The following is an 18,324-nucleotide window of genomic DNA, read 5'->3' as shown; positions in this document are numbered from 1 at the left end:
CCCAGCACCACCGCCACCACGACGGCCGCGACCAGGCGCCGGGCCCGACGGCGGCGGGTGGCGAGCAGCAGCGCCACGCTCACGGCCACCAGCAGCAGGGCGCCGACCACCCCGCCGACCCACGGCAGGGTCCCGGCCGGCAGCACCGCCCCGTGGGCCGCCACGGCCACCAACCAGCGGGCCGGCCAACTCGCCACCCAGGCGAGGAACTCGGCACCGCCGGGCCACACCGGCGACAGCACCGCGGCGAGCACACCGAGCACCGTGGCCGGCGCGACGGCCGGCACCGCCAACAGGTTCGCCGGCACCGCCACCAGGCTGACCGTCGCGGACATCCCGGCGATCACCGGACCGCAGGCGAGCTGCGCGGCCGCCGGCACCGCCAGCGCCTCGGCCAGCCCCACCGGTACGCCACGGCGACGCAACGCGTCCCGCCAGCCCGGGGCGAGCAGCAGCAGCCCGCCGGTGGCGCAGACCGACAACGCGAAGCCCGGGTCGCCGGCCAGCTCCGGGTCGAGCAGCACCAGAGCGGCGATCGCGGCGGCCAGCGCGGGCAACGCCGCCCGGGACCGGCCGGCGGCCAACGCGGCGAGCCCGATCGCGCCCATCGCCGCGGCCCGCACCACACTCGGTGACGGCCGTACCAGGATGACGAAGCCGACGAGCGCGAGCACGCACAGCCCGGCAGCGGTACGCGGGCCGGCGCGCGCCCATCGGGCCAGCAGCAGCACCGCGCCGACGACGATCGCCACGTTGGACCCTGTGGTTGTCTGGCAAACACAGATGTGAGGGTGAGCGATTCCAGCGCGAAGCCTCACTGCCTCCCTCCCTAGAAGGGCTGGTCACATGACCATCTTCGCCACCGCACCCGTCCCCGCGTCGTCGCGCATCATCGACGCCGACACCACCGACCTGGCCGCCATCCGCCGGGACGTCGAGCTGACTGGCCGCGCCGCCGCCGTCAACCCGTCCGGCGTCGCCCAGCTCGCCCAGGCCATCCGCACCGGCTGCCCGCCGTGGTGCTCCAACGACCACCGGGGACAGATCACCGAGGAGGACGGCTTCTCCATCGGTCTGGTGCACGAGCGGAACCTGGCCGAGATCACCGCGCTGGACCCGCAGCACTTCCACCCCCGCCCGGCGACGGTCAGCGTCTACATCGAGTCGAGCACCGAGGCCGGCGAGCCCGCTGACCCCGCCCGCCTCGTGATGACCGTGGCCGAGGGCGCCGAGGGCCAGTACCACGGGTCGCTGGACACGGGCGGCTGGACGGGCACGCCCGCGCAGGCCCGCGCCCTGGCCGCCGCGCTGCTCGCCGGCGCCGACCTGGTCGACGGCGGCAACCGCTGATGGCCGCCCGGATTAACCGCCTGGTCGTGCGCACCGTGATGGTGTGCACGGCCCTGGCCGGGCTCGCGTTCATGCAGAACCACCACGACAACCCGTGCACCGGTGGCCAGGTGGGCGCCGGCGGCATGTGCGTCTCGACGAGCTGGGCCGCGCGGTGAACCGCCGCATGGTGTGGGCCGGCTGCGGTCAGCTCGCCGAGGTGCGCATCGAGGCGTACTCGGCGGTTGGTGGGCTTCTGCACGGCTCGCTCGACGCCTCCGTCTACTGCTGCGCCCGCCACGAGCCGGGCGCCACGGCCGCGATCCACGCGGCGGGCCTGACCGCCTACCGGGCGGGTGCCCCGCTTCACCTGAGCCGCACGTGCGGCTTCGTGTTCCGCTACCCGACCGCTCGGGAGTCCTGATGACCGACACCGCCGCCTTGACCCTGGTCGCCGTGCTGGTGGGTGGTCCGGCCGTGATGCTCACGCCGTTCTGGCTGGGTCGTCACAGCAGCGAGAGCCACGCCAACGCGACCGCCCGTGAGATCCGCGCCCAGCAGGCCGCCCGCGCGGCCGTCGAGCGCCCGAAGGAGCTGACCCGATGACCCTCTGGACCTGCAAGGCGTGCGGCCTGCTCGTCATCCCTGACGGCATCACCGCCGAGGCGCTGAAGAAGGCCATGACGGAGCACGTCCAGAACTGCGCGAAGGAGCTGACCCGATGACCGCCCCCGCCATCAACGGCACGAAGTACCCGCAGCCCGTCGACGAGCTGCTGCCCGCCGCGCGGAAGCTGGATCTGCCCGATGGTCAGGTGCTCCCGTCGCGAAACCGGCTCATGCGCGAGTTCCGCATCGGCGCCCCGAAGGCGGACGAGCTGCTCGCCCTACTGCGGGAGGAGAAGACCAGCGAGGTCATCCGCCAGTCCATCGAGCAGGAGCGGTCCGCGCAGGAGAAGGCAGGTGCGGCCGGCGACCCGGCGGAGCTGGTGCGGGCCGCCGGCGACCTGGCGCAGCGGTGGGGGCACGTTCCGGCCGCCTCGGTGCTGGCGCAGGTGTTCGGCATCGACGAGCAGCGCGCGGAGGCCCTGCGCGGCCTGGTCCACGTGGCCCGTCGGCGGGCGACCGAGGCCGCGCGGGAGTACAACCTGGCCCGCGGCGGCACCGGCGGCGGCACGGACGCCGACGTCGTCGCGGCGGCACGGGAGGTGGCGACGGATCCGGACGCGTCCGACTTCCTGCGCGAGCTGGCCCGCGAGACGCTGACCGACCTGTCGCCGGCCGACGAGCGGATGCCCGAGCCGTGGCGGTACGCCGAGCCGATCGGCCCGGACCCGCTGCCGGCCCCGGTCGTACCCGAGTCCGCGCCGCTCGTCGAGGCGGACCCGACCTCCGCGACGGTGGCCCCGGCCGTCGAGCCGGTCGAGCAGGTCACGGCACCCGGTCACCCGGGCACGCCGGAGGCCGACAAGCCGCGCGGACGGGCGGTCGCCTGGCCGGTGATCCTGCTCGCGCTGCCCGCGTTCGTGGCCATCTGGTCGGGGTGGGTCGGACTCGGCGGACTCACCGGGTTCGGCGTCGTGCACCCGCTGCCCGGCATCGCCGACTCGGTGAGCCTGAACACCGCGATCACCCTGCCGATCGGGGTGGAGACGTACGGCGCGTACGCCCTCTACGTGTGGCTGTCGGGCCGGGTGCCGGACCGGGCCCGCCGGTTCGCCAAGTGGTCGGCGATCGGCTCGCTGGTCGTCGGGGCGCTCGGCCAGGTCGCCTATCACCTGCTCGTCGCGGCCGGGTGGACGTCGGCCCCGTGGTGGATCACCACCCTCGTGTCGTGCCTGCCCGTGGCGGTGCTCGGCATGGGCGCCGCGCTGGCGCACCTGGTGCGGGAGGACGCCCGATGAGCCACGAGCCGAAGCGCACCCGCAAGCCCTGGTCGACCAGCCCGGACGTGTTCAAGTCCGCCGGCCGTGGCGGCTTCACCGGCTCGGCGAAGGCCGGGCGCACGTGGGGCGTGAACGAGAAGCGCCCGTTCACCGGCACCCGACCCACCAACCGCAAGGGAGACCCCCGATGAGCATCCTCGCCGCCATCCTCGCGGCCGTCTCCGTGGCGGCCAACCTGACCGGGCACACCACCACCGCCATCATCGCCGGGCTCGGCGCGGCCGCGGCCGGTGTCGCCTTCCACGTCCGCCGGCGGCGGCAGGAGGTACGCCGATGAGCACCGCCGACCTCGCCGCCGTGTTCGTCGCCCTGTACGCCGGTCACCAGGTCGCCGACCACTGGCTCCAGACCCAGCACCAGGCCGACAACAAGGGAAAGCCCGGATGGTCCGGCCGGTGGGCCTGCGTGAAGCACGTCAGCACGTACGGCCTCACCCAGCTCGCGGCCCTCGCCCTGGTCGCGCTGGTCACCGACCTGCACCTGTCGCCGACCACGCTCGCCGCCGGCATGGCCATCAACCTGGCCAGCCACTACATCGCCGACCGGCGCACCCCACTGCGCTGGCTCGCCGAGCTGGCGGGCGTCGGCCGCTTCTACACCCTCGGCGCCCCGCGCCCGGGCCACGACGACAACCCGTCGTTGGGGACCGGCGCGTACGCCCTCGACCAGTCGTGGCACATCGGGTGGCTGTTCGTCGCCGCCCTCATCATCGCGGCCTGACCGCCGGAAGGAGCAGCAATGCAGACGTCGAAGGACATCACCACCGCAGGCGGGAAGCGCGCCTACGTCTACCAGCTCGGCAACAAGTTCGAGGGGATCTGCACCGGCTGCGGCTGGAGCGTGGAGAAAATCGGCCTCGCTCCAGCCCTGTCCGCCACCAGCGGCCACGCGGGGCGGTGCCGCGCCTGATGGCTGACAACGACTGCCAGATGTGCCCCGAGCTGCTGACGCGGCTCGGGGCCGTGGCCGGTGGGCTTCACGCCCTGGCCGCGTTCATCGAGCGCGAACTGACCGACGAACCCACCATGTCCCGCCGCGAGCTGCTCGACGTCGCCGCGGTGCGGGTGTCCAACCTGGCCGAGCAGGCATCCGGGAGGTACTGACCATGACCGTCATCCCGTTCGACGAGTACGACGAAGAGCGGCACGTCATCGAGGCCGACCAGGTCGGCGGGCCCGCCGACGCCCCCGACCGCAGGGCCACGTTCGCCGACGTCGTGTCCCGCACCGACAGCCGCCGGCCGATCGTGCCCGCGGTGCTGCGCAACCAGGAGGGCCGTCGCGCCCTCGCCCGCTGGTCGGTCGGCTACGGCGGGCACACCGCCCTGTACCACCTCACCCGCACCCCGAAGTACGCCGCCAAGGTGGCGCTCTACGCGCCTCGAGGTGCCGCCCGGGCGGTCGGGTCGGTGACCTGGTGGGCGGTCGGCGGCCGGGAGAACTTCCACCTGCGGCAGGAGGCCGCCAACAAGAACGACCCGCACACCTGGCAGCAGCTCGACAAGCGCCGGGAGCGGTCGTCCGCCGCCCGCTGGTGGGTCGTCGGCGCTGCGCTCGTCGCCCTGGTGCTGCTGCTCGCCGCCGTCGAGCTGGCCGGCATGCCGCCGGTCGGCTGGTACTGCGTGGCCGTCGCCCTGGTGCTGGTCGCCGCGCGGCACGGGCGGCCGGTCGACAAGCCGATCGTGGACCGCACCGTCACCAAGGCCCCGTTCACCAAGCTGACCGCCGAGCAGGTCCGGGCGGCCATCGTCGCCATGTCCATCGGGGTGAAGGAGCCGGGGCAGCTCACCTTTCCCCCGCCCGGCGTCCACGCCGACGGGCCGGGCTGGCTGGCCCGGTTCAACCTGCCCGGCGCGATCGTGGCCACCACGGTGCTGGAGAAGCGCGACAACCTCGCCGCCGCGCTGCGTCTACCCGTCGACCAGGTGTGGCCGGAGGTCGGCCCCGACCACCCCGGGCAGGTGGACCTGTGGGTGGGCCGGTACCCGGCCAGCAAGATGGGTCAGCCGCGGTGGGCGCTCACCTCGCCGACCGCCCGCACGTCGTTCTTCGAGCCGCAGCCGTTCGGCACCGACGCCCGGCAGCGGCCCATCTACATCACCCTGTTCGAGTCCAACGTGCTCATCGGCGGTCAGCCCGGCTCGGGCAAGTCGTACGCGGCCCGCGACCTGGCCGACATCGCGCTGCTCGACCCAACCGTTGAGATGAAGATCGCCGAGTTCAAGGGCACCGGTGACTTCCTCGACATGGCGCCGCTGTGCTCCACCTACGCCTGCGGTGTCGACGACGAGGCCCTGTCGACCGGCCGGGACGTCCTCACCTGGGCGCTGGCCGAGTGCGAGCGGCGCGGGCAGCGCATCAAGCGGGCCCGGGAGCGCGGCGACGCCCCGCTCGGGAAGGTCACGCCGGAGCTGGCCGCCAAGCCGGGTAGCGGGCTGCACCCGGTGTTCATCCTGCTCGACGAGGTGCACGAGCTGTTCCTGGCCTACCCGGACGCCGCCGAGGCCGCCGAGCGGGTCGCCAAGCGCGGCCGGGCGCTGGGCATCTTCCTGGCCCTGGCCACGCAGATCGCCGACCGGGACAGCGTCCCGCCGAACATCACCCGCTGCGTCACCGTCCGCTGGTGCCTGTCCGTCGGCGGGCAGGTCGAGAACGACATGATCCTGGGCACCGGCGCGTACAAGCGCGGCCTGTCCGCCACGGTGTACCGGCCGCGGGTCGACGCCGGGTGGGGCGTGGTGACCGGCATCGAGAAGCCGGGCAGCGTCCGGTCCTTCTTCCCCAGCGACAAGGAGAACGCCGCGATCATCGCCCGCGCCGCCCAACTGCGCGGCAAGGTCGTCGGTGAGGACGTCGAGCGGGTCGAGGCCCGGGACATGCTCGCCGACGCCCGCGCCGTCCTCCAGCCCGGCGAGTCCGGCCTGCCGTGGGCGGTGCTCGCCGAGCGCCTCGCCGCCGGCTGGCCGGAGATGTACGCCGGGATCACCCCGGACATGGTCCGCGAGTCCCTCGCCCGCTACGGCGTCGACAGCCAGGACGTGAAGGTCGGCCGGCGCAACATCAAGGGTGCCCGCCGGGCGTCGCTCGACGCCGCGCAGCAGCGCCGCGAGATCGAAGCCGAGTAGGTCACGGCGGCTGGTCGCGGGACGCACCACGGTCGCGGATCCGCGACCAGCCCCGCGACCAGCCGTCACCAGCGCAAACCCCCGATGGTCGCGTGGTCGCGGCACCCCGCCGCAGCCCCGATTTCCGCCCCCAGGAGGCACCCGTGAGAGGCACCATCACCGCGACCGGCATCCTGCTGGCCGTCGTCGCCGGCTACGCGCTCTCGTGCGCGATCCGGCCCTACCGCGACTGCTGGTGCTGCGACGGCCGCGGCCACCACCGCAGCAAGCGCAAGAGCAAGCTGTCCCGCCCGTGCCGCTGGTGCCGGGCCAGCGGGAAGCGGCTGCGTGTCGGCCGGCGGCTGTGGAACCGGGCCCGCCGGCTGCACCGCGACGCGGGGGTGGCCCGGTGAACCGCCACCGCCGCACCGTCGCCCTGGTGCTCGTCGTCCTGGTCGTCACCGTCATGTTCGCCGCCGCGCTCGCCGGCACGGTTGCCGGGTAGACCGAAGACACCGAACGGCCCGCCAGGGGTGATCCTGGCGGGCCGTTCTCGTCACTCCTGGCCCGGGCGGTCGTTGTCGTCCGGGCGTCGCTCTGACTCGCGCAGCACGAACATCGCCCGATGGTGCCGCCGGCGCAGCTCGGCCAGCGGCGACCTCGACGTCACCACTATCACCAGCGCGAAGAAGAGCCACAGCAGGCACGGCACGCCGAGCAGGATCGCCAGCACATCCACGCCGCCGACAGTAGCGGCGGGCCGCGCTACGGGGAGCCCTCGGCCGTCACCGGCACTTCGTAGCGGGCTTGCAAGCGCTCGATCAGCCCGGCGCGGCCGGTCCACCACGCGAACCGTGATCCGATCCGGCGCTGCACCTCGGCGAGCAGATCCGGGCGGGCCGCAATGAAGTCGGGCACCGGAACCTGCGGCGGCGGCTGGATCTCCAGCGACAGCAGCGTGCCGCCGGCCGCCCGCAGCCCCGGAACGCCGGTCGTCCACTCCGTAGGGTCGGGCAGCACCGGCCCGGTCAGGTCCACCTCGGCTATCACCCGCTCGAAACCGGCGGCGGCGACCCGCTCCAGCAGTCGGCGATCGGCCACCGCGTACACCCCGCAGAAGCACTCCGGCACCGGCGGCACGTGCCCGTCGACGAGCAGGCACGCCGGGCGCAGCTCCCGCGACGTCCACGGCTGCGGCGCCCGGGCCAGATGGCGTGCCACCAGCGGGTTACCGACCTGCGGGGCCCGCAGCAGCGTGTGGGTGGTGTCCAGCGCGAACAGCCGCCACGCCCTCACAGCATGGCCCGCAGCGCCGGCAACGCCCGCCGCAACCCGGGATGCAGCGGCAGTGCGGGCAGCTCGTCGACCGGCACCCACCGCGCCACGCCCTCCAGGCCGTTGCGCACCGGCAGCGGCGCGGTGGCGCGGGCGACCGTCGTCACGTACGGCCAGCCGGCGCACTCGTCGACATGTTCGCCGAGCAGGGCCACCCCGGACAGGTCCGCGCCCGTCTCCTCGGCGGCTTCCCGCAACGCCGCGGCGGCAGGGGACTCGCCAGCACCCCGAGCACCGCCCGGCAGGCCCCAGGTGCCGCCCTGGTCCGTCCATCCGGCCCGCTGCTGCACCAGCACCCGACCGCCGGCGGCGAGCAGCAGCCCGGCGCCGCCCAGCACCCCCCAGTGCTGGTGCCGGTCGGCGCAGTACGTCCACCCGTCGGTGTCGCCCATCACCACCGCCGCGAACCGCGGGTTGCACAGCACATGCGGTGACCGGCGCTGCCGCAGCTCGTGCACCACCACCGACCCGAGACGGCCCGTCAGCTCCCGCAGCACCAGCGCCACGATCAGCGCGCTGCGGTTGAGCCCGAGCTGACACCGCACCAGCACCCGCTCGCCGCGGCGCACAGCGGCCACGGCGGTGGACACGAGCTGCCCCAGGTGTGGCGGCGTCTCCCACGAGTCGGCGAAGAACCGGCAGTCGAGCAGCCAGTCATAGCGGCCGGCCAGCTCGTGACGCCCCCACGCCCCGCCCAGGAACAGGCTCGGGTGCACCTCGTCGACCAGGCGCTCAGGTCGCGGCGCCCACATGACCGTCCCGTTGCGCACCACCGGCCCGGACGGCATCACCAACCCGGTGGTCACCTCGCCGCCCATTCGGCGACATCCCACGCCCGGCGGGCGGCGAGGCGGGCGCGCATCGCGTCGACCAGGTCGACGTCCTGCCCGTCGTGCCAGTCCAGCCACGCCGCCAGCCACCGGGCGCCGGCGCGGTGCTCCAGCGGCGCCAACCACCAAGCCGCCGGCGACTCGTACCAAGGCCGCGCCGGATCGTCGTCGCCGCCCGGACGGTCCGGCCAGTCGGCGGGGCGGAACACCCGCAGGAACGGCGGCAACTCGTCAGGCGGGGCGGTCACCCGACGGCGGGCCATCAGGCGCCGCCGACCGCGCGCAGCCCACGCCGGGCGTCCCGATCGTGGCGGGTCTTCGCCGCCCGCCGGGCCTGAGCCGAGCGGGGCCGGCCCGCCGACTCCTCCGGCATCGGCAGCGCCAACGACGTGATCAGCGCATCGAACACCCGGCGGTGCTGGCGCAGCTCGCCGTACAACGGGTGGACCTTCGTCTGCCCGGTCGAGCCCTCGACGAGCGGCGGCTCACCCTGAAGGGCGGCGGCCATGTCGTCCAGCTCGTCGGCGGTGCGGCACGCCTGCTCCAGCACCGACAACTCACCCGGGCTCAGGTCGTACTCGCCCGTCACGCTGACCCACAGAGCCCGCCCAGCGGCACGCAGAGCGGCCGGAACAGCATCACTGGTCATCGGGGCTACCTCCCGAAATCAGGGGCGCGCACGGCAGGGAGAGGAAAGCCCGACTGGCGCGGGGGTCATGACGGGCTGGGGCTGGATTTTTTCGGGGTTGGCCGGGCCGGGCGGCGCAGGCCGTGTCTCCGGCGGGGAAAGGAGAAGCCGCCTCTTCGACCTTCGATCCCGATGCGACCGGCAGTTCACCGGCGGTTGCTCGGGTGACGTTGACGCCCATCGGCCCGGCCCCGGCTACGCGGCCGGCGGGAACAGTCCGGCGTGCTCGCCCAGCTCGGCCGGCGTGCGGTCGGTGGGCGGGAACAGGTGCGCCAGTTCGGCGTTCTCGGCCTCGGTGTCGAGGCGGGTCGCGGTCGCCTGGAGCTTGGCCAGGGTCGGGTCGGCGAGGATGGGGAACAGCTCGGCCAGCCACGCCCCGGCCTCGGTTGGGTTGGCGTCGTACTCGGTGCGCCACTGCTCGCGGGATTCCGCGGTCACCCGCCCGGTGCGGTACGCCCAGTCGGCGGGGTGCTCACCCGCGCCCCACGGGGTGCTCATGCCGCGCCCCGGCGGTACGAGTAGTCGTCGCCGCTGGCCTTGGCGATGGCCTGCATCCGGTCGCGGTGCTGCCGTTCGGCGGCGGCGCGGACCTGCTGGCCGCGGGCGATGAACACGTCAGGTTGGTAGTCGCGGCCGGCGGTGTTGAGGTCGACGTTGTTGGTGCTGGCCCAGGTGTGCGCCAGGTCGGCGGGCACGCTCATGTCGGTGGCCAGGGCGCGGGCGGCGTCGGCGTCGCTCATGCCGGCGTAGCGCTGCGCGATGGCGTACGCCTCGGCGGTGGTGGGCGCGGCGGCGATGGCTGGGCGTACCGGGGCGGGCGAGCGCAGCAGCACCTTGGGGTCGATGCCGGAGGCGGTGAACGCGGGCAGTTCGCCGGTTGCGGTGTACGGGCCGACCGGCCCGCTGGCGGTCTGAGGGGTGGCGGGGGCGTCGTCGTCCCAGCCGAGGGAGTGGAGGTCGCTCATGATGCTGCTCCTTCGCGTTGGCGGCGGGCGGCCTCGGCGGCGACCAGGTCGCGGTCGAACACCCACGTTCGCCCGACCTTGCGGCCGTCGAGCCGGTCGCCGAGGTTGCGGACCTGGCGGTCTGTGACGCCGAGCATCCGGGCCGCCTCCTTCGTGTCCGCCGGTTCGGTTGGCTGCACCGACCTTGGCACGTTCAGGTCGCGCGGAAGTTCCGCGTTTCCGCTGGTGGAAGCCGCTGCCCGGTAGTCGGCTAGCTCCGCTTCAAGCGTGGCGATGAGCCCGACCACTCGGGGCGGTGGGCGCAGCCCGGTGCGGTGGGCGGCGGCGACGGCGGCCTGCAACGCCCGCAGCACGTCAAGGCACGCCTGCGGCGAGGACAGCAGCACCTTGCCCCCGCCCAGGCGCAGCACGTACGACTCGACGACCGCCGGCGGTCCCCCGGCCGCGCTCACCATCGGCGCGCCCAGTACGCGACGTACTCGGCTGCCGCATCGAGCACCCGAGGCGGCGGTGCGGCCCGCTGGTCGCGCAGCGCCTTGACGCGACGCACGTCAGCCTCGGTGCATGGAGCAGCGCGCATGGCCTGTCCGATGCTGTGCCCGTCGTCGAGCAGGGCGTCGATGCGGGCCACCAGGCCGGGATCCGGGCCGGTCACCGGCCACCGTCCAACCATCGGGCCACCTGCCGCTCGTAGAGCTGGTTGGCGGCCAGGTCGGCGAAGTCGTACGACGCGCCCATGCCATCGGGGTCGTCGGCGTACTCGGCGAGCAGCCGCTCTGCCTCGGCCCGATCCCGGGTGGTGGCGACCGCGTGGCGGGCGGGCCACGGCACCTCCAGCAGCCGGCCGGGGTCGACACCCGAGAGCGTGTAGGCGGGTAGGTCACCGCGGGCGAACAGGGTCGGCGGCGGGCCGGTCTGCTCGGCGCGGGCGGCGGCCTCGCGTTGGGTGCGGCGGGCCTCGTCGACCAGGGGGTTGAGGGCGTAGGCGTCCACTCAGGGCTCCTCGGTCGGGGGTAGGAGGATCTGCTCAGCCACCTCGACCCACTCGTCCCAGGTGAGCTGGACCTCGCCAGGGCGACCGAGCAGCGCGGCGAGGGTCGCGGCGACGTCGAGCAGCTCGTCGACGGTGAGCTGCGCCAGTTCGGCGCGGGCGGCCCGGTGGCCCTGCTCGGGGGTCGAGCCGGACACGGCGGCGTACACGACGTGCCGGGCGAGCTGGAGCGTCGGCGTGGTGGCTGGGCCGGGCGCCGGCGACGTGGCGGCGCTCACCGGAGCACCCGGCCGCGAGTGTGGGAACCGTACAGATCGCGAGAAGCGTGGCGCGGGGATCCGGCCGGGCGAGGGGCTGGATTTTCTGGCGTCACAGTGAGTGAGCCCGAGAAAATCTGGCAGGGGGCCGGTCGGACCACCGGGGCAGTCGAGGCGCTCTCCCCCCGGCGACCCCCGTACCCCCTGACGCTGGGTAGGCACCGACTCATCACCGACCGCCCTTCCCGCGCTGCCGTCCACGGTGGCCGCGCGGCCGGACCCTTCCCGCACCCCTCGGGTGGTCCTGTTCGGCCGTCTCCGGCCGCCTCAGCGGGCCGGGATCGGGGGTGATCGCCGGTCGGCAGCCGGTGCACGTGCCGTACTGGTAGACGAGCGGGCCGAGCTGGAGCATCCCGGGCCAGATCCCGTCTCCGTGCTCCGGGCCGGCGCAGACCCTGCCGCAGGCGTCGCACGTGCGGTCCCGTTCGCTGCCGCGCGGCAGGGCGACCAGGTGCGCACACGCCGGGCAGGCCACGAGGGCGGGCCGCCATGCTGCGGCGACCACCGGCGTCGGCCGGGCCGGGTGCGGGTTGTGTCGGCAGGTCGACGCGCGTCCGTCCACCCACGCGGTCAGGGCGTCGAGGAGGCCGAGGCGCAGCCATCCGGGGGTGCCGCCGGCGGTGGTGGGAGTGGTCACGTCGGTGCCGAGTGCGTCGGTGCCGATGGTGGTCACGAGCCGCAGCGCGTCGGCGGCGGCGGCGTCGGCCTGGTCGACGACGTGCACCGGGGCGACCTGCCGCAGCGCGTCGATGAGTCGGTCGTACTGCGGGTGGAGCATGAGCTGCTCCAGCGCCAGGGTGGGGGTCACGGCAGCACCTCGATGTAGTTGATGCCCGGTTCGGTGGGGAGTCCGCGAACCTCGATGACCTTCCACAGGATCGGCTCCAGCGCCGAGCCGCCGTCCCAGTGCGCCGCGCAGACGGGAACGTCGGCGCGGTCGGGTCGGCCGTAGAGGGCGGCCACGACGACCGCGGCCGGGTCGGCACAGTCGGTGTAGGCGCACACGTCGCCGGGGGTGGGGTAGATCGGTACGGCGGTGAGCTTGCCGAGCGTCTTCGCCCGCTCGGCGATCCGGGCCAGCCCTTGATCGCTGCGCGCGATGGTGTCGGGGGTGAGCTGCTCGTACGGGGTGAGGTTCATCGGGTGGCCTCCGGGGTGATCGAAACGGCAAGGGTGTGGCCCGGGTAGTGGCGGGCCTGCCAGGCGGTGACGGTCACCTCGTAGCCGTTGGCGGCCAGGTGAGCGAGATCCGCGGCGGCGGCAGCATCCAGCTCGTACGGTTCGGCGACGTACCGCCACCGGCCGTCGCGCAGCCGCAACCGGTACGGGTGGTCAACCCACGTCGGGATCAGCAGCTCACGACCGTCGCCATGGTCGCCGTGCTCCAGAAACTCCCACCGCCGCACGTCGGGCGGGCCGAGCTGGGCGGCGCGTTGCCGGGCACCGAGCAGCGGCGCCGGGCCCTTGCGCAGGTGCCAGCCGGGCATGGCGCCGGGCACCCGCTTGGCGCATCCGTAGCAGGGGCACGGCGGCATCTGGCCGGCGTCGGGGTCGGTGAGCTTGGCGACGCCGGGGGCGTCGTCGGTGAGCAGGTCGTCGAGGATCATGCTGCGACTCCCTCGCAGTTGGTGGCGTGCTGGTTGGTCTCGAAGCCCCACCCGCAGGCGGGGCAGACGTCGGCGATGTTGGGCCACAGAGGGGGCACCCCGCCGATCGACGCCGGCCGATCCTGCAAGGCATGCAAGGCAGAATCTGGTGAACTCCCGCGCGTATAGCGTTCTCCGTTCACCGGAACTTGCCTTGCATGCCTTGCAGCGGACGAGTCGGCGGTGGGTTGCGCCTGCTCAGGCGCCTTGTCGTTGTCGGTGGCGAATCGCACCCCGAGCCAGGCCATGTACCTGTTCGGCACGCCGTCCGGCCGCACGAAGCCGGCCGGTAGCGGCCGACGGGACAGCCCCTCCCGGTGGGTGATCTGGCGCTTCTCGATGTGGTGCTTCTTCACCTCGTCGTGCTCGCCGAAGCGGCTGCTGAACACCTTGTCGGACCACGCGCGGTTCCCGTGCGCGGTGAGCCAGTCGGTGAAGTCGGCGAGCAACTCGGTGGAGATCACGTGGTGGTCTTGTGCCGGCGTCAGGCGCTCGTCGAGGTAGGCCAGCACGAGGTCGGACTCGGCCCGCCATGCCCGGGTCGCCTCGACGACCCGCTGCGGCAACTCGGGCATGACCCGACCGTCCCGGTACCAGCGGTGCGCGCCCTCGACCATCCACGCGAGGGCGGCCTCACGCGCCTGCTCGCTCGCCGCCAGGCGCTCGCGCAGGGTCGGGTCGCCGAGCCGGTCATCGGGCCCGGTGAGCTCGCTCTCTCGCTTGACGAAGCGGTACGGGAACTGCACGAGCGCCAGCCGCCGCCAGGTCCCGTGGTCGGTCTCTTCCACGAGCGGGCGGTAGTTGGTGGAGAGGAACAGGCTGTGTGTGGCCCTGAAGGTGACCGAGTCCTGACGGATGTACCGGGCCTCGATCTCCGGCGTGCCGACCACCTTCTTGAGCCGGCCGACGGACAGTCGGCGGGCCTCGGGAGTCTCCTCGATCAGCGCCAGCCGGGCGCCGCGCAGCTCCATCAGCTCGGTCGGGTGCGCGCCGGCGTCGGCGAGCAGCACCCGGTCGGATACGAGCACGTAGTAGCTGCCGAGCACCTTGCCCGCGGTGCCGAGTACGGTCGTCTTGCCGTTCTCCCCGCCGCCCTGGTTGACCACGAGCACGTCGTCGGGCGTCATGTGGCCCGTGACGGCTTGACCGAGCCGGACCTGGTACCAGTCCCGCACGTCGGAGGGGATGGCTTGCAGGGCGGTCGTCCAGTCGTCGTGCACGGCGCCGGGCCGGTAGGCGACGGCGGTCATCTTGGTGAGCAGCAGCGCCGGGTCGTGCGGCAGTAGTTCCTTGGTGCGCAGGTTGACCACGCCGGAGGGGGTGTTGAGCAGGTCGGGCTGCTGGTCGAAGTGCGCGGCGTCCTGGAGCAGGATGCCGCGCGCCAGGGATGCGATGGCCCCGATGCGGCCACGGCCGAGCAGCGCGGACAGTCCGCGGCGGCGCTCGCCGCTGGCTCCGGTCTGCACTTCGCTGGTGAACAGGTCGAGCACGTACTGGCGGACCACCTCGACGACGGCCGCTTCATTGCTGCGCGTCCACACCTGGCCGTCCCATTCCAGCCAGCCAAGCGCGGCCGTCCAGCAGAACCGGCTACCGAGTACGTTCGCGCTGACCGTCTCGGCCATCCGGGCGTCGGAGAGGTCGTCGTCGGCCGGCTGACGCTGGGCGGGGACGGCGGACTTCCGGCCGGGCTTGCCCCACGACCGGGCCACCTCGGCCTCGACGCGGCCGACGTACTTCCCGTGGCGCGCGCACCAGGGGGTCATGACGGTGACGGCCTGGCCCTGGGTGAGCCCGGCCTCGGCCAGTTCCCGCACGATGCGGTGGAACCGCTCGGACCGGTCGCCGGGATCGCCGTCGATCAGGTCAGCGATCCGCCGGGGCAGTGGGCCGTCCAGTGGTTCCGCCACCGCGGCGGACAGCGGCACCGCCGCCTTCACGGTCAGGGCATCGGCGAGCCAGTCGGGCAGGTCGGCGAAGGGCGCATCCCAGTCCTCCGGGGCGTAGACGGCGCCGGTCTCGTGCACGCTGCCCGGGCCCACGACGTACCCCTTGCGCCCCCGCACGTCGATGCCCTTCGGCAGGTCACCGGTTGCGGTGGTGAACGGGCTGTCCAGCGGCACGCGGAAGTACAGGTGCCGGCCGCCACCGGTGCGGCCGGTGGTGACGGTGAAGGTGCGCGGGATGCTGTGGCCGTGCTTGTCGGCGTACCGCTGGAACGCGCCGGGCTCGTCTTCGTCGATGACGAGCAGCCGGGACGCCCGGCAGTCGATCCCGTAGTTCCTGGTCACCCCGGCGAAGTGTGCGGCGACGTCGGGGATCTTCGCGGTGGCCTCCATCGACCACGACTTGACCGCCGGGTGCTTGCCTCGCTTGGTGCAGCTGTCGGGGTCATGTTCCGGCGTCCGGACCCCGGCGCACTTTGGGAGGTCGGGGTGGTCGACGGGGAAGACGTAGCAGCCGCGGTCGACCATCGCCAAGGCGGCGTCGAGCGTCGTAATATCCTCGTAGGTCCGCCCGACCTGCTCGCCGCCCGCTTCCCGGCCGTCACCCCGGGGGCGGGCGTTCTGCATGGTGGTCATGCCTATGCCGCCTCCCGTCGTGGAGCGGGTACCGCCTTGGTGGCGACGGGCCGCAGGATCGTGGCCAGCCGGGACCGCTGGGCCTCGCTCAGCGGCGGGGCCTGGTCGACGAGCCGCCGGATGTACTCGGCGTGCGGGTGCTCAGGCTGCATCGGTGGGCACCCCCTGCTCGTCGCCACTGTCGGCGAGCCAGGCCGCCACGGCGGAGGCGGGGTAGAGGACCCGCCGCCCGCGCTTGACGCCCCGCGGGCCCTTGCCGATGTGCCGCCAGTACCGAACGGTGCTCGGCGAGGTGCGGGTCACGCGCGCCACCTCTTCGGTGGTCAGGTACTCGTCGAGCGCGGCGGCGCGGGCCGCTTCCCCGATGGATCGCAACGTCATGGTTTCCCCCCATGCGCATTCCGCATCGAGAGGTGATGCGGATTCCGCATGTAGGAGATCATGGCTGGTTCTTGCCGTCAAGCTCCAAACGCATCTAGCATCATGCGCATGACGCATACGAACAGGTTGACGCCTGAGCAGACGTTCGGTGGCCAGGTGCGGGAGGCGCGCGAGGCGCGCGGCTGGAGCCAGGAAGCGCTGGCACGCCGGCTGCGGGAGGAGATCGGGCTGGAGCTGCACCAGACGGCGATCGCACGTCTGGAGCGCGGCGACCGAACGATCCGCTTCAACGAGGTGACCGCCTTGGCGCGCGTTCTCAACCTGGAGTTGGGTAGCTACTTCGCGGCGCCGCAGCTCACCGACGAGGAGTTCGAGCAGCTCATGGCGAGCCTCGAACTGGTCAACAAGAACAGTCAGGAGCTGCACCAGCGACAGGTCGAGCTGGAGGCAGAGCTGGCGGACGTCCGCGAGCGGCTCGCGAATCTGGACGGGGTCCGGCGCGGGATGATGAACACCGTCGCCGCCCAGGCTCCGCGCGAGGGTGCTTGAGGCGTACGTGACGGGGTCGCGCCGACGGGCGCAGGGCAGCCTAAGATCGGCCATGGGTCTGCTCGCCTTCTAGGGAGGTGGAGCGGATCAAGTCGTCCCCGGCAGGCGCTGGAATCGCCTCGCCGGGGGCGCATTCAGTTTTGGGTCAGTGCTTCCACTCGATCTCGACGCGCTCGGGCCGGAAGATCCGTTGACCACGTCCGGTCGGGTGGACCTTCACGACCATGAGCAGGTCGATCACTTCTCGCCGTAGCGCGACCGGTAGGCCGGGCCACACGTCGCCGATGTCAGGGCGGGCAACCTCCTTGAGGATCTGCGGGATCTGGGCCGCATAGGCGCGTCGCTCCGCAGCCTCGATCTCCCCGAGCAACCGGGCCTCGATCTTCGCCAGCCCGGCTGGGCTGATCTCGCCGGCCGCCGATGCGGCGTAGAACTCATCCAGACGCCCGCGCAGCTCCTCGGCCTCGGCCTGAGCTGCGCGGGCGTCGTCGTCCTGGGCGGGAGCCGCAAGCACCTTGATGACGTCTGGACGGGAGAGCCGTTCCACGATCACGGCGTCGACGAAATCCTCAAGGTTGGTCGTCTTCACCGAGACGCAGAAGCCCTTGATGCAGATGTAGGCGAAGTGGGTCCGGTTCTTCTGGACCCGCATGCGGGACCCGCACACGCCGCACCGGGCGGCGCCGGAGAGCGAGTGCTTGACGGTGGTGTCGCGCACCGACTTGCGGCGCGGGTCCGTCATGCGGACCTTGCAGTTGATGTAGTCCGCCTCGGTTAGGATCGCCGGCCACTGGCCCTCCCCCACTACGACGCCACGGTGGACGCGCTGCCCGACGTAGGCGGGGTTGATGACCACGCGGCGCACCTGTGTGAGGTCCCACGATCCGCCGCGAGGTGCGGCGATCCCTCGGGCGTTGAAGTCCAGCGCGATTGCCCGGCACGGCTCGCCGGCTGCCACTCGACGAGCGGCTTCACGGATGACGGCGGCCTGGTCCTCGTTGATGACCTGCCGGACGAACGCGCCCCGCTCGTCGTACTCGCGGCTGTAGCCGTAGAGCAGCTTCCCGTGCGGTCGGCCAGCGGCGGCGTTGGCTCGGACGGCACGCAGGATCCGGTCGCGGGTGACGTCGGCTTCGCGCTCGGCCAGCAGGGCGTCGAGGGCCGTATTGAACCGGTCGTCGGTGCGGCTGAGGTCGTACGTGCGGCCCGAGTACGAGTAGAGGATGCCCTGGCCGGCGCAGAGGTCCCGCAGGCTGAGGTAGTCGGCGAGGTCGCGCTGCGCCCGCGATCCCTCCCACAGCACCAGGACGTCAGCGCCACCCTCGACCAGGAACTCACGGAGAGCCTGGTACTTGGGCCGAGCACGCTTGCTGTGCCTGCTGGCGCCGCGGTCGTTGTCGCAGAACACGCGGGCGACGGTCCAGCCCTGACGCTCGCAGACCTGGCGGCACTCGGCTTCCTGCTCCTCCACCGACCTGCCGGTTTCTCGCGGGTCGGAGCTGACTCGGGTATAGATGGCGGCCCTCATGGCTCGGCACACTACACTGTTGACACGGCAATCGCACCTGTGGTTGTCTGGCAAACACAGATGTGAGGGTGAGCGACTCCAGCGCGAAGCCTCACTGCCTCCCTCCCTAGAAGGGCTGGTCACATGACCATCTTC

Annotated in this window: 32 protein-coding genes and 1 pseudogene; 14 read left to right on the top strand and 19 right to left on the bottom strand. The window is 72.9% G+C overall.

Going from position 1 to position 18,324, the window contains the following annotated elements; genetic code table 11:
* Positions 1 to 824 (bottom strand): annotated as a pseudogene (locus HUW36_RS08640) (ComEC/Rec2 family competence protein); the annotation flags it as partial.
* A gap of 22 nt (positions 825 to 846) precedes the next feature.
* On the opposite strand from HUW36_RS08640, the gene HUW36_RS08635 reads away from it, so the two are divergent.
* The 13 genes from HUW36_RS08635 (at position 847) to HUW36_RS08575 (ending at position 6,790) form a co-directional block, all read left to right on the top strand.
* Positions 847 to 1,350 carry a DUF6907 domain-containing protein gene (locus tag HUW36_RS08635; RefSeq protein ID WP_174527643.1) on the top strand — a complete coding sequence of 168 codons (504 nt, stop codon included), beginning with the start codon at positions 847 to 849 and terminating at the stop codon, positions 1,348 to 1,350.
* Positions 1,350 to 1,508, top strand: a complete 159-nt coding sequence (locus tag HUW36_RS08630) for a hypothetical protein (protein WP_174527642.1) — start codon at positions 1,350 to 1,352, stop codon at positions 1,506 to 1,508. The genes HUW36_RS08635 and HUW36_RS08630 overlap by 1 nt, the downstream gene beginning before the upstream one ends.
* Positions 1,505 to 1,753, top strand: coding sequence for a hypothetical protein (locus HUW36_RS08625; protein ID WP_174527641.1), 249 nt, complete (start codon positions 1,505 to 1,507; stop codon positions 1,751 to 1,753). The genes HUW36_RS08630 and HUW36_RS08625 overlap by 4 nt, the downstream gene beginning before the upstream one ends.
* On the top strand, positions 1,753 to 1,935 hold the full coding sequence (locus HUW36_RS08620; RefSeq protein WP_174527640.1) for a hypothetical protein: 183 nt from the start codon (positions 1,753 to 1,755) through the stop codon (positions 1,933 to 1,935). The genes HUW36_RS08625 and HUW36_RS08620 overlap by 1 nt, the downstream gene beginning before the upstream one ends.
* Complete coding sequence (locus HUW36_RS34850) at positions 1,932 to 2,054, top strand: hypothetical protein (protein WP_281357501.1); 123 nt, start codon at positions 1,932 to 1,934, stop codon at positions 2,052 to 2,054. The genes HUW36_RS08620 and HUW36_RS34850 overlap by 4 nt, the downstream gene beginning before the upstream one ends.
* A gap of 422 nt (positions 2,055 to 2,476) precedes the next feature.
* On the top strand, positions 2,477 to 3,232 hold the full coding sequence (locus HUW36_RS08610; protein ID WP_425487226.1) for an ABC transporter permease: 756 nt from the start codon (positions 2,477 to 2,479) through the stop codon (positions 3,230 to 3,232).
* Positions 3,229 to 3,405, top strand: a complete 177-nt coding sequence (locus HUW36_RS08605; RefSeq protein ID WP_174527639.1) for a hypothetical protein — start codon at positions 3,229 to 3,231, stop codon at positions 3,403 to 3,405. The genes HUW36_RS08610 and HUW36_RS08605 overlap by 4 nt, the downstream gene beginning before the upstream one ends.
* Entirely contained in the window at positions 3,402 to 3,551 is a 150-nt protein-coding gene (locus HUW36_RS08600) for an LPXTG cell wall anchor domain-containing protein (RefSeq protein WP_174527638.1), read from the top strand. The genes HUW36_RS08605 and HUW36_RS08600 overlap by 4 nt, the downstream gene beginning before the upstream one ends.
* A complete protein-coding gene (locus HUW36_RS08595) occupies positions 3,548 to 3,994 on the top strand; it encodes a DUF3307 domain-containing protein (RefSeq protein WP_174527637.1) in 447 nt (148 codons plus the stop codon). The genes HUW36_RS08600 and HUW36_RS08595 overlap by 4 nt, the downstream gene beginning before the upstream one ends.
* Positions 3,995 to 4,012: 18 nt before the next feature.
* The gene (locus HUW36_RS08590; protein ID WP_174527636.1) at positions 4,013 to 4,183 is read left to right on the top strand and encodes a hypothetical protein; all 171 of its coding nucleotides are present in this window, start codon (positions 4,013 to 4,015) and stop codon (positions 4,181 to 4,183) included.
* A complete protein-coding gene (locus HUW36_RS08585; protein ID WP_174527635.1) occupies positions 4,183 to 4,377 on the top strand; it encodes a hypothetical protein in 195 nt (64 codons plus the stop codon). Before HUW36_RS08590 ends, HUW36_RS08585 begins: the two co-directional genes overlap by 1 nt.
* A 2-nt stretch (positions 4,378 to 4,379) precedes the next feature.
* Positions 4,380 to 6,398 (top strand): FtsK/SpoIIIE domain-containing protein, encoded by a 2,019-nt coding sequence (locus HUW36_RS08580; RefSeq protein WP_174527634.1) that lies wholly within the window; start codon positions 4,380 to 4,382, stop codon positions 6,396 to 6,398.
* A 143-nt stretch (positions 6,399 to 6,541) separates the two neighbouring features.
* Positions 6,542 to 6,790, top strand: coding sequence for a hypothetical protein (locus HUW36_RS08575; protein ID WP_174527633.1), 249 nt, complete (start codon positions 6,542 to 6,544; stop codon positions 6,788 to 6,790).
* 143 nt (positions 6,791 to 6,933) lie between these two features.
* Here the strand turns inward: HUW36_RS08575 and HUW36_RS08570 are convergent, their stop codons facing one another.
* From HUW36_RS08570 to HUW36_RS08485, 17 genes are all read right to left on the bottom strand, one after another.
* Entirely contained in the window at positions 6,934 to 7,116 is a 183-nt protein-coding gene (locus HUW36_RS08570; RefSeq protein WP_174527632.1) for a hypothetical protein, read from the bottom strand.
* 26 nt (positions 7,117 to 7,142) lie between these two features.
* On the bottom strand, positions 7,143 to 7,673 hold the full coding sequence (locus HUW36_RS08565; protein ID WP_174527631.1) for a hypothetical protein: 531 nt from the start codon (positions 7,671 to 7,673) through the stop codon (positions 7,143 to 7,145).
* Complete coding sequence (locus tag HUW36_RS34060) at positions 7,670 to 8,530, bottom strand: NUDIX domain-containing protein (RefSeq protein ID WP_217428787.1); 861 nt, start codon at positions 8,528 to 8,530, stop codon at positions 7,670 to 7,672. The genes HUW36_RS08565 and HUW36_RS34060 overlap by 4 nt, the downstream gene beginning before the upstream one ends.
* The gene (locus tag HUW36_RS08550; protein WP_174527630.1) at positions 8,515 to 8,790 is read right to left on the bottom strand and encodes a hypothetical protein; all 276 of its coding nucleotides are present in this window, start codon (positions 8,788 to 8,790) and stop codon (positions 8,515 to 8,517) included. The genes HUW36_RS34060 and HUW36_RS08550 overlap by 16 nt, the downstream gene beginning before the upstream one ends.
* Positions 8,791 to 8,804: 14 nt before the next feature.
* The gene (locus tag HUW36_RS08545; RefSeq protein WP_174527629.1) at positions 8,805 to 9,191 is read right to left on the bottom strand and encodes a hypothetical protein; all 387 of its coding nucleotides are present in this window, start codon (positions 9,189 to 9,191) and stop codon (positions 8,805 to 8,807) included.
* A 234-nt stretch (positions 9,192 to 9,425) separates the two neighbouring features.
* Positions 9,426 to 9,728, bottom strand: a complete 303-nt coding sequence (locus HUW36_RS08540; RefSeq protein ID WP_174527628.1) for a hypothetical protein — start codon at positions 9,726 to 9,728, stop codon at positions 9,426 to 9,428.
* Entirely contained in the window at positions 9,725 to 10,195 is a 471-nt protein-coding gene (locus HUW36_RS08535; RefSeq protein WP_174527627.1) for a hypothetical protein, read from the bottom strand. The genes HUW36_RS08540 and HUW36_RS08535 overlap by 4 nt, the downstream gene beginning before the upstream one ends.
* The gene (locus tag HUW36_RS08530; protein WP_174527626.1) at positions 10,192 to 10,650 is read right to left on the bottom strand and encodes a helix-turn-helix domain-containing protein; all 459 of its coding nucleotides are present in this window, start codon (positions 10,648 to 10,650) and stop codon (positions 10,192 to 10,194) included. The genes HUW36_RS08535 and HUW36_RS08530 overlap by 4 nt, the downstream gene beginning before the upstream one ends.
* Entirely contained in the window at positions 10,644 to 10,868 is a 225-nt protein-coding gene (locus HUW36_RS08525; protein ID WP_174527625.1) for a hypothetical protein, read from the bottom strand. Before HUW36_RS08525 ends, HUW36_RS08530 begins: the two co-directional genes overlap by 7 nt.
* Positions 10,847 to 11,188: a hypothetical protein gene (locus HUW36_RS08520; RefSeq protein WP_174527624.1), complete on the bottom strand. Its 342-nt coding sequence runs from the start codon at positions 11,186 to 11,188 to the stop codon at positions 10,847 to 10,849. The genes HUW36_RS08525 and HUW36_RS08520 overlap by 22 nt, the downstream gene beginning before the upstream one ends.
* Positions 11,189 to 11,464 (bottom strand): hypothetical protein, encoded by a 276-nt coding sequence (locus HUW36_RS08515; protein ID WP_174527623.1) that lies wholly within the window; start codon positions 11,462 to 11,464, stop codon positions 11,189 to 11,191.
* A gap of 208 nt (positions 11,465 to 11,672) precedes the next feature.
* Positions 11,673 to 12,311 (bottom strand): hypothetical protein, encoded by a 639-nt coding sequence (locus HUW36_RS08510; RefSeq protein WP_174527622.1) that lies wholly within the window; start codon positions 12,309 to 12,311, stop codon positions 11,673 to 11,675.
* A complete protein-coding gene (locus HUW36_RS08505) occupies positions 12,308 to 12,643 on the bottom strand; it encodes a hypothetical protein (RefSeq protein ID WP_174527621.1) in 336 nt (111 codons plus the stop codon). Before HUW36_RS08505 ends, HUW36_RS08510 begins: the two co-directional genes overlap by 4 nt.
* Positions 12,640 to 13,110, bottom strand: coding sequence for a hypothetical protein (locus HUW36_RS08500; protein ID WP_174527620.1), 471 nt, complete (start codon positions 13,108 to 13,110; stop codon positions 12,640 to 12,642). The genes HUW36_RS08505 and HUW36_RS08500 overlap by 4 nt, the downstream gene beginning before the upstream one ends.
* On the bottom strand, positions 13,107 to 15,731 hold the full coding sequence (locus HUW36_RS08495) for a phage/plasmid primase, P4 family (RefSeq protein WP_174527619.1): 2,625 nt from the start codon (positions 15,729 to 15,731) through the stop codon (positions 13,107 to 13,109). The genes HUW36_RS08500 and HUW36_RS08495 overlap by 4 nt, the downstream gene beginning before the upstream one ends.
* A 2-nt stretch (positions 15,732 to 15,733) precedes the next feature.
* Positions 15,734 to 15,883, bottom strand: a complete 150-nt coding sequence (locus tag HUW36_RS08490) for a hypothetical protein (RefSeq protein ID WP_174527618.1) — start codon at positions 15,881 to 15,883, stop codon at positions 15,734 to 15,736.
* A complete protein-coding gene (locus tag HUW36_RS08485) occupies positions 15,873 to 16,112 on the bottom strand; it encodes a helix-turn-helix transcriptional regulator (RefSeq protein ID WP_174527617.1) in 240 nt (79 codons plus the stop codon). Before HUW36_RS08485 ends, HUW36_RS08490 begins: the two co-directional genes overlap by 11 nt.
* A gap of 108 nt (positions 16,113 to 16,220) precedes the next feature.
* On the opposite strand from HUW36_RS08485, the gene HUW36_RS08480 reads away from it, so the two are divergent.
* Complete coding sequence (locus tag HUW36_RS08480; protein ID WP_174527616.1) at positions 16,221 to 16,661, top strand: helix-turn-helix domain-containing protein; 441 nt, start codon at positions 16,221 to 16,223, stop codon at positions 16,659 to 16,661.
* 145 nt (positions 16,662 to 16,806) lie between these two features.
* Here the strand turns inward: HUW36_RS08480 and HUW36_RS08475 are convergent, their stop codons facing one another.
* Positions 16,807 to 18,189, bottom strand: coding sequence for a recombinase family protein (locus tag HUW36_RS08475; RefSeq protein WP_174527615.1), 1,383 nt, complete (start codon positions 18,187 to 18,189; stop codon positions 16,807 to 16,809).
* Positions 18,190 to 18,324: the final 135 nt, after the last annotated feature.

Source organism: Micromonospora maritima, assembly GCF_902825405.1.
Taxonomy (GTDB): Bacteria; Actinomycetota; Actinomycetes; order Mycobacteriales; family Micromonosporaceae; genus Micromonospora; species Micromonospora maritima.
This window is presented reverse-complemented; position numbering and strand designations above follow the sequence as displayed.

What these genes read in the sequence shown, in the direction of transcription:
- HUW36_RS08635 (WP_174527643.1), top strand. Translation starts at nt 847, where the DNA reads ATGACCATCTTCGCCACCGCACCCGTCCCCGCGTCGTCGCGCATCATC.
- HUW36_RS08630 (WP_174527642.1), top strand. Translation starts at nt 1,350, where the DNA reads ATGGCCGCCCGGATTAACCGCCTGGTCGTGCGCACCGTGATGGTGTGC.
- HUW36_RS08620 (WP_174527640.1), top strand. Translation starts at nt 1,753, where the DNA reads ATGACCGACACCGCCGCCTTGACCCTGGTCGCCGTGCTGGTGGGTGGT.
- HUW36_RS34850 (WP_281357501.1), top strand. Translation starts at nt 1,932, where the DNA reads ATGACCCTCTGGACCTGCAAGGCGTGCGGCCTGCTCGTCATCCCTGAC.
- HUW36_RS08605 (WP_174527639.1), top strand. Translation starts at nt 3,229, where the DNA reads ATGAGCCACGAGCCGAAGCGCACCCGCAAGCCCTGGTCGACCAGCCCG.
- HUW36_RS08600 (WP_174527638.1), top strand. Translation starts at nt 3,402, where the DNA reads ATGAGCATCCTCGCCGCCATCCTCGCGGCCGTCTCCGTGGCGGCCAAC.
- HUW36_RS08595 (WP_174527637.1), top strand. Translation starts at nt 3,548, where the DNA reads ATGAGCACCGCCGACCTCGCCGCCGTGTTCGTCGCCCTGTACGCCGGT.
- HUW36_RS08590 (WP_174527636.1), top strand. Translation starts at nt 4,013, where the DNA reads ATGCAGACGTCGAAGGACATCACCACCGCAGGCGGGAAGCGCGCCTAC.
- HUW36_RS08585 (WP_174527635.1), top strand. Translation starts at nt 4,183, where the DNA reads ATGGCTGACAACGACTGCCAGATGTGCCCCGAGCTGCTGACGCGGCTC.
- HUW36_RS08580 (WP_174527634.1), top strand. Translation starts at nt 4,380, where the DNA reads ATGACCGTCATCCCGTTCGACGAGTACGACGAAGAGCGGCACGTCATC.
- HUW36_RS34060 (WP_217428787.1), bottom strand. Translation starts at nt 8,530, where the DNA reads ATGGGCGGCGAGGTGACCACCGGGTTGGTGATGCCGTCCGGGCCGGTG.
- HUW36_RS08545 (WP_174527629.1), bottom strand. Translation starts at nt 9,191, where the DNA reads ATGACCAGTGATGCTGTTCCGGCCGCTCTGCGTGCCGCTGGGCGGGCT.
- HUW36_RS08540 (WP_174527628.1), bottom strand. Translation starts at nt 9,728, where the DNA reads ATGAGCACCCCGTGGGGCGCGGGTGAGCACCCCGCCGACTGGGCGTAC.
- HUW36_RS08535 (WP_174527627.1), bottom strand. Translation starts at nt 10,195, where the DNA reads ATGAGCGACCTCCACTCCCTCGGCTGGGACGACGACGCCCCCGCCACC.
- HUW36_RS08530 (WP_174527626.1), bottom strand. Translation starts at nt 10,650, where the DNA reads ATGGTGAGCGCGGCCGGGGGACCGCCGGCGGTCGTCGAGTCGTACGTG.
- HUW36_RS08525 (WP_174527625.1), bottom strand. Translation starts at nt 10,868, where the DNA reads ATGGTTGGACGGTGGCCGGTGACCGGCCCGGATCCCGGCCTGGTGGCC.
- HUW36_RS08505 (WP_174527621.1), bottom strand. Translation starts at nt 12,643, where the DNA reads ATGAACCTCACCCCGTACGAGCAGCTCACCCCCGACACCATCGCGCGC.
- HUW36_RS08500 (WP_174527620.1), bottom strand. Translation starts at nt 13,110, where the DNA reads ATGATCCTCGACGACCTGCTCACCGACGACGCCCCCGGCGTCGCCAAG.
- HUW36_RS08495 (WP_174527619.1), bottom strand. Translation starts at nt 15,731, where the DNA reads ATGACCACCATGCAGAACGCCCGCCCCCGGGGTGACGGCCGGGAAGCG.
- HUW36_RS08490 (WP_174527618.1), bottom strand. Translation starts at nt 15,883, where the DNA reads ATGCAGCCTGAGCACCCGCACGCCGAGTACATCCGGCGGCTCGTCGAC.
- HUW36_RS08485 (WP_174527617.1), bottom strand. Translation starts at nt 16,112, where the DNA reads ATGACGTTGCGATCCATCGGGGAAGCGGCCCGCGCCGCCGCGCTCGAC.
- HUW36_RS08480 (WP_174527616.1), top strand. Translation starts at nt 16,221, where the DNA reads ATGACGCATACGAACAGGTTGACGCCTGAGCAGACGTTCGGTGGCCAG.
- HUW36_RS08475 (WP_174527615.1), bottom strand. Translation starts at nt 18,189, where the DNA reads ATGAGGGCCGCCATCTATACCCGAGTCAGCTCCGACCCGCGAGAAACC.